8 protein-coding genes are annotated in these 11365 nt (G+C 61.9%); all 8 read left to right on the top strand.

The features are described 5' to 3' along the window. Nucleotides 1–10 precede the first annotated feature (10 nt). The 8 genes from FFH90_RS00410 (at nt 11) to tssB (ending at nt 11347) form a co-directional block, all read left to right on the top strand. On the top strand, nt 11–730 hold the full coding sequence (locus FFH90_RS00410) for a PP2C family serine/threonine-protein phosphatase (RefSeq protein WP_168206193.1): 720 nt from the start codon (nt 11–13) through the stop codon (nt 728–730). Further along, a complete protein-coding gene (locus FFH90_RS00405) occupies nt 727–3759 on the top strand; it encodes a serine/threonine-protein kinase (protein WP_138866523.1) in 3033 nt (1010 codons plus the stop codon). Before FFH90_RS00410 ends, FFH90_RS00405 begins: the two co-directional genes overlap by 4 nt. Next, nucleotides 3759–4478: an ABC transporter ATP-binding protein gene (locus FFH90_RS00400; protein ID WP_138866522.1), complete on the top strand. Its 720-nt coding sequence runs from the start codon at nt 3759–3761 to the stop codon at nt 4476–4478. Before FFH90_RS00405 ends, FFH90_RS00400 begins: the two co-directional genes overlap by 1 nt. Beyond that, nucleotides 4478–5674: an ABC transporter permease gene (locus FFH90_RS00395; RefSeq protein WP_138866521.1), complete on the top strand. Its 1197-nt coding sequence runs from the start codon at nt 4478–4480 to the stop codon at nt 5672–5674. The genes FFH90_RS00400 and FFH90_RS00395 overlap by 1 nt, the downstream gene beginning before the upstream one ends. Continuing rightward, nucleotides 5667–7394 (top strand): SUMF1/EgtB/PvdO family nonheme iron enzyme, encoded by a 1728-nt coding sequence (locus FFH90_RS00390; RefSeq protein ID WP_019650066.1) that lies wholly within the window; start codon nt 5667–5669, stop codon nt 7392–7394. The genes FFH90_RS00395 and FFH90_RS00390 overlap by 8 nt, the downstream gene beginning before the upstream one ends. Before the next feature lie 84 nt (nt 7395–7478). Beyond that, a complete protein-coding gene (gene tagQ / locus FFH90_RS00385) occupies nt 7479–8408 on the top strand; it encodes a type VI secretion system-associated lipoprotein TagQ (RefSeq protein ID WP_019650067.1) in 930 nt (309 codons plus the stop codon). 846 nt (nt 8409–9254) lie between these two features. After that, complete coding sequence (tssA, locus tag FFH90_RS00380; protein ID WP_019650068.1) at nt 9255–10811, top strand: type VI secretion system protein TssA; 1557 nt, start codon at nt 9255–9257, stop codon at nt 10809–10811. Between the two features lie 32 nt (nt 10812–10843). Further along, nucleotides 10844–11347: a type VI secretion system contractile sheath small subunit gene (tssB, locus tag FFH90_RS00375; protein WP_007934526.1), complete on the top strand. Its 504-nt coding sequence runs from the start codon at nt 10844–10846 to the stop codon at nt 11345–11347. Nucleotides 11348–11365: the final 18 nt, after the last annotated feature.

Raw genomic sequence — 11365 nt, 5'->3', positions numbered from 1 at the left:
GTGTTCAAACGTGGGAAGGACCCTCAAGTCTGCAAGCAAAAGCCATGTCGGCATGGTCCGCCAGGTTAACGAAGACGCTTGCCTGGACCTGCCGCAAAAAGGCCTGTGGGTGGTCGCCGATGGCATGGGCGGGCACGCGGCGGGCGACTACGTCAGCAGTCTGATTGTCGACAGTTTGCGTAGCATTGCTGTGGGCCGTTCGCTGGATGAATACGTCGCGGCGTTGAAAACCGACCTGCTGCGGGTCAACGCCGCCGTGCGTGAAGAAACCGCCAACCGCGGCGTGACCATGATGGGCAGCACGGTGGTGGTGCTGGCGGCGCGTGACTTGCGTGGGGTGTGTCTGTGGGCGGGTGACAGCCGCTTGTATCGCCTGCGTGACGGCCGACTCAAACGCATCTCGCGGGATCACAGTTACGTCCAGGATCTGCAGGACAGCGGCCTGCTTAGTGAAGCCGAAGCCCGGGTGCACCCGCGGTCCAATATTGTCACCCGCGCCATCGGGGTCCAGGCACAGCTGGAACTGGCGATGGTCGAGTTGCTGTTGAAGCCCGGCGACAGTTACCTGTTGTGCAGCGACGGGCTGAACAAAACCGTTGAAGATCATGAGATCCGCGAGGTGCTGGGCCACGACGAGCCAGGGGAAATCGCCAGCAGCCTGGTGTCCCTGGGCCTGATGCGCGGCGCTCCGGACAACATCACCGTCATCGTCGTGAAGGTGCCTTCATGAACCTCACCGCGAACATTCTGATCCCGGGCTACGACATCGACGGTGAGATCGGTGAGGGCGCCATGGCCAGCGTTTACCTGGCGACCCAACGCTCGCTGGAGCGCAAGGTGGCGTTGAAGGTCATGGCCGCCGCGCTGGCAGCCGATCCGAGTTTCTGCGAGCGCTTCCTGCGCGAAGGCAAAACCCTGGCGCGCCTGTCTCACCCGCATACGGTCACCATCCATGACATCGGCAATGTCGGTGAGCTGTATTACATGGCTATGGAGTACCTGCCCAATGGCACGCTCAAGGAGCGCATTGCCGCCGGCCTGACGCCGGAGCAGGGCCTGATCTACATCCGCCAGATCGCCTCGGCGCTGGGCTATGCCCATGGGCTGGGGCTGGTTCATCGCGACGTCAAACCGGCGAACATTCTGTTCCGCGCCGATGGCACAGCGGTGCTCTCGGACTTCGGCATCGCCAAGTCGCTGGACGACCGCACCCAGTTCACCCAAGCGGGTTTCGCCGTCGGCACGCCCAGCTACATGAGCCCGGAACAGGCGCGCGGCCAGGACATTGACGGCCGGGCCGATCTTTATGCCCTGGGCGTGGTGCTCTACGAAATCCTCGTCGGCAAACTGCCGTACACCGGCAACGACGCGCTCTCTACGGCCCTGGCGCATTTGACCGAACCGCTGCCGGAGCTGCCGGTGCACCACGGCCGTTATCAAGAGGTGCTGCGCAAGCTGTTGGCCAAGGATCCGGCCGAGCGTTTCCCGGATGCAAAGGCGTTGTTGCAGGCGCTGGATAATCTGCCCGGGGAATCGGTTGAAGCGACCACGATCCGGCCGTTGCCCCTTCCGGTGGGCAATGACCTGGCGGGACTGACGCCGGTGTCTATCGACATTCCGACGAGCCCTGCACAGCCACAACCCCAAGCCAAGCCTGTTGCGCCGACGGCGAAGTCGACGCCGCAATCCCCGGCCTCGGAGCAGCGCAAGGGACCGGTGTTCGCGCTTGCCGCTGTTGCGGTAGCCGTGGTGCTGGCCTTGGGCGGCGCGGGTTATTGGTGGCTGTCCGGTGACGTCGAGGTGGACGCCAAGGTGCCAGTGGCTTCAGTGCCTCCAGTCAAAACACCACCACCAGCCGTGGCGCCACCGGTGACCCCCCCTGTGGCGACAGAAGTCGATAATGGTCAGCGCCCGCTGCTGATGGCCGGCAAAAAAACCTTGTTCCAGCGGGTGCTCAGCAAGCCGGGAGCGAAACTCGCCAGTGAACCGGGGGCAGTACCTGACAAGGCCTTGCCGGCGTTTTCCGTGCTTTACGTCTATCAGCGCCAAGAGGTGGCCGGCAGCCCGTGGCTACGCGTCGGCGCCGCCACCGACGGGCGCAGTGACGGCTGGTTGCCAGCCGAACAAGTCAGCGACTGGAAGCAAAGCCTGGTGCTCAAGTTCACCGAACGCTCCGGTCGTGCGCCGGTGATGTTCCTGCGTCAGCCCGGCGAAGTGGAGCGGCTGCTGGCCGATCCGTCGGCTGCAAAAAACCTGTTGCTCAAGGCCCAGCAGAACCGTGAAGACAATCAGCAGGTACTGGCCCTGGAACCGGCCGCCAGCGCGGTGCCGCAGAACCAGTTTTATCTGTTGCCGATCTTTGATTCGCGCGAGAGCTTCGATGAAAACGGCCAGCCGGTGCAGTTGCTGAACGTGGCGTCCATCGACCCCGGCAATGCACCGAAGGCCACTGTCGGCAACACTCCGATCAGCGCCGCCAATGTCGATGCATTTCGCACCGCTGTGGTGTTGGTCGTCGACACCACGGTGTCTATGCAGCCCTACATCGATCAGGTCCGCGACGTGGTGCACCAACTGCAAACCCGCATCGCCGAGCGGGGCGAGCTGGACAGTGTCAGCTTTGGCCTGGTGGGGTTTCGAAACAGCATCCAGAAAACCCCGGGCCTGGAATACGTCGCCAAAACCTTGATCACCCTGGACCAGGGCCGCGACCCACAGCGCTTCATGGACCTGGCGCGGCAGGTCAAGGCGTCCACGGTCTCGAGCCATTCGTTCAACGAAGATGCGTTTGCCGGCGTGATGGAAGCGGTCGAGGGCATGGACTGGTCCGGTTATGGCGGACGCTTGATTCTGTTGGTCACCGATGCCGGTGCGTTGCGCAAGAACGACCCGTATGCCACCACGCAAATGAACGAGGCCGAAGTACGTCAGGCCGCATTGGGCAAACAGATCAAAATATACGCCTTGCACCTGCTCAGCGATGCCGGCAAGAAAACCCATGGCGGTGCGCAAAGTCAGTATCGAACCCTGACCGCCGACGCCAACCCGCAGATCGGCGATCTGTACATCCCGGTGCCGGGCGCCGATGTGCGCAAGTTCGGTGAGCGGGTGGACGAGATCGGTTCGGTGTTTGCCGACCTGGTGCATCAGGTGCGCAGCAACAAGTCGCAAACCGTGCCGCTGCTGAGCGCTGCGCCGAGCCTGGCCGACAAATCGGCGGCCATCGGCTACGCGATGCACATGGACTTCCTGGGGCGAAAAGCCGCCAGCCAGGCGCCGCAACTGGTCAGCGCCTGGACCGCCGACCGAGACCTGACCAACCCGGCACTGCCGGCGTTCCAGGTGTGCGTGATGCTGACCAAACTGCAGCTCAACGACTTGCAGCAATCGCTGAAACTGATCGTCGACGCCGCCCGCAAGACCCAGACCTCACCGAAGAATTTCTTCCAGGAAATCGCCAGTGCCAGTGCCTATATGAGCCGAGATCCCTCGGCCTTGCGCAAGGGCGGCAATCTGGCCGATGGCGGGGTTTTGGGGGAGTACCTGGAAGGACTGCCTTATCGCAGCAAGTCGCTGAACATGACCCAGGATTTGTGGCTTTCCCTGAGCGTGGCCGAGCAGGAGGACTTTATCGACGAGCTGGACTCGAAAATCCGCCTCTACGAAACCTTCCACAATGACCTGGCCAACTGGGTGCGTTTCGGCGATGCCGAACCGGGTGATGCCTTGTACCGCGTTCCATTGTCGACGCTGCCGTGATGCTGAACATGAGTGCAGTGCACAAAAGCCGGGGCGCCGGCAGCCAGCGCTACAGCCTGGTGATTCCACGGCTGCAACTGCGTGCCGGTGAACAACTGGCGGTGGTCGGTCCCAGTGGCTGCGGCAAAAGCACGTTGCTCGATTTGCTGGCGCTGGTGCTGGCGCCGGATCAGGCCGGGCAGTTTGATTTTGCGTCCGGCCAAACCACGACGGACATTGCCGGGCTGTGGCGCGCAGATGCGCAAAGTGCCTTGGCGAACCTGCGCAGCCGGCACTTGGGCTACGTGCTGCAAACCGGTGGCCTGCTGGATTTTCTGGACGTGCGCGGCAACATCGACCTGTCGCGCCAACTGCTCGGCTTGAAAGACGACGGCAGCGTGGATCGCCTGGCCGGGGCGTTGGATATCACCGATCAACTGGGCAAAAGACCGTGCGACTTGTCCGTCGGCCAACGGCAACGGGTGAGTTGTGCCCGCGCCCTGGCCCATGGGCCGCGCCTGCTGTTGGCCGATGAACCGACCGCTGCCCTCGATCCGCTGAATGCGGAACGCGTGATGCAGTTACTGGTGACCCAGGCTCGTGAACACAGGGTGTGCTGCGTCGTTGCCACCCACGACGAGTCACTGGCCCGCGCCAGCGGTTTGCAGGTGCGACGCATCAGTTGTCATCGCGACGACGTCGATGGCGGTGTCACCGCCACCCTTGGGGAGGCCTGCTGATGCGCGGCGCGCTGGTGGCTTCCCTGGCCTGGCAGGATTACCGCAACGATGCCTGGCTGTCGGCCTGCTCGGTATTGGCGCTGGTGGCGGTGATCGCACCGCTGCTGGTGCTGTTCGGTTTGAAATTCGGCCTGGTCAGCAGTTTGACCGAGCGCCTGGAAAACGACCCGGCCACCCGGGAGATCATCCCCCTGGGTGGCGGCCGGTTCAGTGCCGCGTTTATCGAGCAGTTGAGCCAGCGCGGCGACGTGTCGTTCGCCTTGCCGCGCACCAGGCAGATTGCCGCGACAGCGGATCTGACCGCTGGCGCTTCGACGGTGACTGTGGAAATGATCCCCACCGCCACCAACGATCCGTTGCTCGGCAGTCTGCCGGTACCCCAAGGGCTGGATCAGGTGCTGCTCAGCCAGACCGCCGCCGAAAAGCTCGGGGCCAAGGCCGGTGATTGGTTACAGGCCGGTTTTGGCCGGCAGGTGGCCGGTCGTGGCGAGGCGCAGCGCACTCGCGTTCAGGTGCTGCAGGTTCTGCCGCTGGAAGCTTTCGCCCGGGACGGATTGTTCGCGCCGTTGACGTTACTGGAAGCGGCTGAAGATTACCGGGACGGCCGCGCCGTGCCTGCGTTCGATTGGCCAGGTGATGCGGTGGGTGCGACGGAGCAGCGGGTATATCCGGCGTTTCGCCTGTACGCCCGCAGCCTCAAGGATGTCGAACCGCTGCGCCAGTACTTCGTTGCGCAGAACCTGCTGGTCTCGACCCAGGCCCAGGCCATCGCCCAAGTGCAATCGCTGAGCCGCAACCTGTCGATCGTGTTCTGGATCATCGCCGGATTGGCCGTGGCGGGAGCGTTCGCGGCGATTTTTGCCGGGGCGCTGGCAGCGGTCGAGCGCAAGCGTCGAGTGTTATCGGTGCTGCGCTTGCTGGGGTTTTCCACGGCAGCGTTGCTGTTGTTTGTGGTGGTGCAGGCGCTGTACAGCGCCGGCCTTGCCGCCCTGTTGAGTGCCGGGCTGTATGGCCTGGCGCAATCGGGCTTGAACCATTTATTTGCGCAGATGCCGGGCGAGTACGCCAGCCATCTGCTGGCGCGTCACTACGCGTTGGCCCTGGCGGCAGTGCTCGGCGTCAGTGCCGTGGCGGCGCTCTGTGGTGGCTGGCGAGTGGCGCGTATCCAGGCGTGTGAAGGAATCCGAGATGTATAAGTTACTGGGCGCCGCCGTGGCGCTGAGCCTGGCCGGCATGGTCTGGGCTGATGAAGGCACCGACAAGCTGGACAACCCCAAGCCGTTGCCCGATGACGTCAGCCTGCCGCTGCCGTGCGAAGGGCAGATGGTGTTCCGTTACGTCTACATCCTGGCCCAGGGCAGTCTGGACGACCGCGAGATCAGCCTCGGTTACCCGTTCAGCGAAGGCGAGGCCGGCTATCAGCAGTCGTTCATTTCCGGTTATCGCCGTGACTTCATCAATGGCCAGTTCACCCTCAAGGATCTGCCCAAGGACTGGAGTAAAAGCATCACCCCGTTGATGCCCAAGACCGACGCCAACACCCCGCTCAAACCGATGCTCTATTTCATCGGCAAATACGAAGTCACCGCCCGCCAATACGCGCAGGTCATGGCCCAGGCGCAATCGTTGGCCAGCGGCGAGCCGGCGCCGGCTTGCGAGGCGTTGCAGGCTGAAATTCCGCAAGGCATGGCCGGGCGTTTGCCCAAGGTGAAGCTGTCGCGATTCGAGGCGGAACGCTTCTCGGCGGTGTACAGCGCCTGGCTGATGAAATACCACAAGGACCTGCTGCCGGTGAGCGGTCGCGGCACCTCGGCAGAGGAGGGCGGGCTGGGTTTTGTGCGCTTGCCGACCGAAGTCGAATGGGAATTTGCTGCCCGTGGCGGGCAGGCCGTCAGCCGTCAGGACCTGGAAGGGCGCCTGTTTCCCCGGCGCCTGGACGGCAGCGAAAGCGACGGACCGCTGGCCGATTGGGCGGTCTTCAATCAGGTCGCCGGCGGCACCGGTCAGGCCGCGCGGTTGATGCCGATCGGTACCAAACTGCCAAACCCCATTGGCTTGTTCGACGTGATCGGCAACGCCGCCGAAATGGTCCAGGAGTCCTTCCAGCTGGTGCACGCCGGACGCCGCCAGGGCACCTACGGTGGCTTCGTGGTCAAGGGCGGCAATTACCTGGAAGGCGAGGGCACCTTGTTCACCGGGATGCGCCGCGAGTACCCGCTGTTCGCCGCCGACGGCACCGAGCAAAACAACGAAACCACCGGGTTCCGGGTCGCGGTTGGCGCGTTGTCGGCACCCCGTTCGCGCTACAAGGAACTGTTTGCCCAATGGCAGAAAGAAGGTCGGCTGGCTTCGCTGACCGATGCCATCGATGACGCCCAGGACCCGACCAAACGCCTGGACAGCATCATTGCCGCCAGCGTCGATCCGCGTTTGCAAGCCGAGTTGGGGCTGGTCAACGAAGAGCTCAAGCGCAACGTCTCGCTCATCGCCCAACAGCGCGAGGAAGCGGCCGGCAACCTGATCCAGTCGGCGGCCCTGGTGGCCGAGACCGTCAACAACTACAACATTCGCCTGACCAATTTGCAGAAGAGTCGCCAGCAGGCCGTGGACGCCAAGGACGAGGCCAGCGCCAAGCTGTTCGCCATGGCCATCGACAACGGCCGCAGCGCGCTGGACGGCGCGGTGGCGATCTACATCGACAACCTGGCGACTGGCACGCGCTACACCGATGCCGTGATCCAGGCGCAGTTTCAACGCATCAAGGAAGAGTTGGAGCGCAAGCCGGTACTGGGCAAGAGCCTGGTGACGCGCGCGACGTTATTCGTTCGCCATGTCGGTGATTATCGTCAGCAACGACGAGCCGACCCGGCGGCGATATTGAAGGAATTGCTCGCATCGAACGCTCAGCGGTCTTGATCGTTCGTTGTACAGCGAGCTTGGAAGGGACTCAGGCGGCGATGGGCCGTGCTGAGCTGGTCAAACTTAAACGAGAACACAACTATGCTTTCCTCCCGTAAAGCTTTTGCTTCGGTTTCCAAGCGTCACTTGCTGCTGATCGCTGTTGGCTTCAGCACCGTACTGACCGGTTGCGCTACGTCGCCGACGTCCAAGGTCGCCTCGAGCACCAAGGTCGAGTACTACCCGAACTGCTACGAGCCGGTGCAGCACCTGCGCGCCACCGATTCGAACATGACCAAGTCGGTGGTTACCGGTGCGGCTGTCGGCGCTGTCGGCGGTGCACTGTTGGGCGCCCTGACCGATTCCGAGAACCGTGGCCGCAACGCCGCCATCGGTGCAGCAGGCGGTGCCCTGGCGGGCGGCGCGGTCGGTTACTACAACGAGCGTCAGAAGCAGATCGCCGATGACAACCAGCGCATCGCGTCCTACGCCTCCGACGTCAACAAAAGCGCCGCCGACATCGACCGCAGCACCGCGTACGCCAAGGCTTCGCAACAGTGCTACCAGAGCGCGTTCACCAAACTGGTCGCCGACCGCAAGGCCAAGACCGTCAGCGACACCGAGGGCCGCAAGCGCCTGGCAGAAATCGTCGCCGGCCTCAAAGAGTCCAACGACCTGATCGTCGCGGTGAACGGTAAAGCCAGCGAAGACCTGAACAACTACACCCAGGCCTACGAAAAAGACCTGCAGCAAGTAGGCGTGCAGCGCACTGACGTGGTCACCGTGGCGACCGCCGACACCACACCGGTCGTGACCCCGACCAAGAGCAAAAAAGCGGTGAAACCGGCGAAAAAACCGGTGCTGCCAACCGTGCCGAAAGAAGCGGTCACCACCGAGAAAACCCTGCAAACCGCACAAGCCAAACAGGCGGAGAGCAAGCAAGTCGCCAGCGCAGGCACCACTCAGGTCAACAGCATGTGCAAGAACCCGGACCTGGGCGACTGGGCACCGGTACCTTGCCCGAATGTTTGATTGAGCTTTCTGTAGGGCTTTGATCATTCCCGCGCGCTGCGTGGGAATGATCTGTACTGGCTACGCCTGGGCGCCATGCGCCGCCATCTCCTGCGCTGGCAAATGATCCAGCGCTCGCTTCACCAGCAACTGCGGATTGTCCGCCATTCTGCTCAACGCCAATTTACATCCCTGCCAGCCTCCGTAGGGGATGCCGAGTTGGAGCAAGCGCAAACTACCCGACACGCTTACAAGCGAACAAAAGAATGATGTCGGACGCCTCCAGAAAGTACGTCAGAGTTTTCCGCGTTTCAGAATGTTGCGTCAGCAACGCGCGAAGGGCTTCCGATACTTTTGTAAGAAATTTGAGGCGAACAGAATATGTATTTGGAGAGAAGTGGATCAAATACAAGGCGCCATCATTTTGACGGAGTCTTGTATTGCTTATTGTCTGTCACTGCTATGTCCATAGATGACTGTAACTTTTCGGAAACCTCCTACATTTTTCATTTTTTATTTTTGTCATGCTGGGTTCCGCTTCAGGGCGTGAATGTTCAGTGATTATCCACTGGTTTGATAAACCGCTCTGGCCCAATGGTTTCGGGGGCAATTCGTCGAGATGGGAGGGTTAAAGCCAGCGTCAGGGAATCCCCTGTCACATATAGGGCTTTCTCCTACATGCAATAGAGAAACCGCCGTTTTATTGTTTATTTGGGTGCTTGCTAATGGCCATCATTGTGATTAGGATGCGCGCACTTGAAAGAGCACGAACTCAATTGGATGAGACTCATCGCAGCTCTTTGATACTGTCCGGCGCCATTGCAACTGCAATGGCCGCATGACCGTTTTCCTAATTAAAGGCCATGGATGTCCTACTCAAGCAAACTTTCTGCCCATTACCTTGAACTCGCAAAAGCCTCTGTTTCCCAAGAGAGTTTCGCGGGCGAGGATGTTCGCTTTTCGAGCGAATACGAGGCATTGGAAAGCGAACTGGCCAAAGCCCAGTCCATGCACGAAAGTGGTCAGATCGACTGGCTGAAAATCCGTGAAAACAGCGAAAACCTGCTGCGCACTCAATCCAAGGATTTGCGTGTCGGCGCGTGGCTGACCTGGGCGCTATACCAACGTGAATCCTTCCAGGGGCTGCTGGCCGGCCTCGGTTTGTTGCACCATCTTTGCGAAAACCACTGGGCTGAAGTTCACCCGAACAAGGCCCGCACCCGCTCCGCCGCCATCAGCTGGTTGGTGCCGCGTCTTGAGCAGGTGCTGAACGAAAACGTTGCGATCAAAGAGCAGCTGCCGCTGTTCCGCCGGCTGGTCGAGCATCTGGAAGGCCTCGACGCCGCGTGCACCGAGCACTTGGGCGATGACGCGCCGTTGCTGCTGCCGATCTCCCGCCGCTTGAAAAACATGGTTCAGCGCGCCGCCGACAACCAGCCGGAGCCCGGTGTGGTGGGCGCCGCAGTGGCCCAGGTCAAGCAGGCTGCGACCCAGCTGTTCACCCCCGGCGCACCGATCGACAACGAGAAAGAAGCCCATAAGGCCCTGCGCGCTCAGCAGGAAAGCGCCCGTCCGTTGTGCGCCTGGTGGCTCAAGCAGAAAGCCACCGACCTGCGCGCCCTGCGCCTCAATCGTACGCTGCTGTGGCTGCCCATCGACGCGGTGCCCGAGCGCAATGCCGAGCAGATCACCGTCCTGCGTGGCGTGCCGGCAGACAAACTCAAGGCCTATCAGGACCGCTTCGACCAAGGGAAATACGCTGATCTGCTGGTAGAGCTGGAGGCGAGCCTGGCGAAGGCGCCGTTCTGGTTCGATGGCCAGCGGATGGTCTGGGAATGCCTTCAGGGGCTGAACGCCGAGATGGCCATGCGCGAAGTGGAAATCCACTTCGCGCTTTTGGTTCAGCGCCTGCCCGGCATTATCGAATTGCGTTTCCACGACGGCGCGCCGTTCGCCGACCCGGCCACCCGCGCCTGGATCAGCGCCCACGTCATGCCGCACCTGCAAAGCGCCAGTGCGCCGCGCAAGGTCGAAGTCGCCGATACCCAGCCGGCCTGGGAACTGGCCCTGGAAGAAGTCATGCCGATTCTGCGCAAGGACGGCCTCAAGGCCGCCGTGCAGATCCTCAAGCAGGGCCTGCAAAGCGCCCACGGCGGGCGGGTTCGGTTCTTCTGGCAGTTCGCCCTCGCGCGGCTGTGCTTCATGGCCAAGAAATACGAACTGGCCAAGACCCAACTCGAAACCCTCGACCAAACATTACAGGACTCAGGCCTGCACGCCTGGGAGCCCGATCTTGCGCTGGAAGTGCTGCATTTGCTGCATAGCTGCTGCGAGTTGTTACCGCAGAACCATGCAGTGCGTGAACGCAAGGAAGAGATTTATCGCAGGCTGTGCCACCTCGATCTCGAAGTGGTACTCGAATAGGCCCCAGGGCCACAACCGCAAGGAGAAAAGCCATGGCCAAAGAAGGCTCGGTAGCCCCCAAGGAACGCATCAACGTCACCTTCAAACCCGCCACCGGCGGTGCTCAGGAAGAGATTGAACTGCCGCTGAAACTACTGGCAATCGGTGACTACACCCACCGCAAGGACGAACGCAAAGTCGAAGATCGCAAGCCGATCAGCATCGACAAGATGACCTTCGACGAAGTGCTGGCCAAGCAAGAGCTGAGCCTGACGCTGAGCGTACCGAACCGTCTTCAGGAAGAAAGCGACACTGAAGAACTGGCCGTGCAACTGCGCGTCAACTCGATGAAGGACTTCAACCCGGCATCCTTGGTCGAGCAAGTGCCTGAGCTGAAAAAACTGATGGAACTGCGCGACGCGCTGGTGGCCCTCAAAGGCCCGCTGGGTAACGCGCCTGCGTTCCGCAAAGCCATCGAAGGCGTGCTCGCCGACGACGAATCCCGCGGTCGCGTACTCGGTGAGCTGGGCCTGAACGCCGCAGCCCAGGACGCCTGAGCCCCCATCAGCCAAGGA

Origin of the sequence: Pseudomonas sp. ATCC 43928 (genome assembly GCF_005938665.2) — a bacterium.
In the GTDB taxonomy this organism is placed as follows: Bacteria; Pseudomonadota; Gammaproteobacteria; order Pseudomonadales; family Pseudomonadaceae; genus Aquipseudomonas.
This window is presented reverse-complemented; position numbering and strand designations above follow the sequence as displayed.

Bases quoted from the DNA above. Each gene is read 5' to 3' on its own strand.
- FFH90_RS00405 (WP_138866523.1), top strand. From the start codon at position 727: ATGAACCTCACCGCGAACATTCTGATCCCGGGCTACGACATCGACGGT.
- FFH90_RS00400 (WP_138866522.1), top strand. From the start codon at position 3,759: ATGCTGAACATGAGTGCAGTGCACAAAAGCCGGGGCGCCGGCAGCCAG.
- FFH90_RS00395 (WP_138866521.1), top strand. From the start codon at position 4,478: ATGCGCGGCGCGCTGGTGGCTTCCCTGGCCTGGCAGGATTACCGCAAC.
- FFH90_RS00390 (WP_019650066.1), top strand. From the start codon at position 5,667: ATGTATAAGTTACTGGGCGCCGCCGTGGCGCTGAGCCTGGCCGGCATG.
- tagQ (WP_019650067.1), top strand. From the start codon at position 7,479: ATGCTTTCCTCCCGTAAAGCTTTTGCTTCGGTTTCCAAGCGTCACTTG.
- tssA (WP_019650068.1), top strand. From the start codon at position 9,255: ATGTCCTACTCAAGCAAACTTTCTGCCCATTACCTTGAACTCGCAAAA.
- tssB (WP_007934526.1), top strand. From the start codon at position 10,844: ATGGCCAAAGAAGGCTCGGTAGCCCCCAAGGAACGCATCAACGTCACC.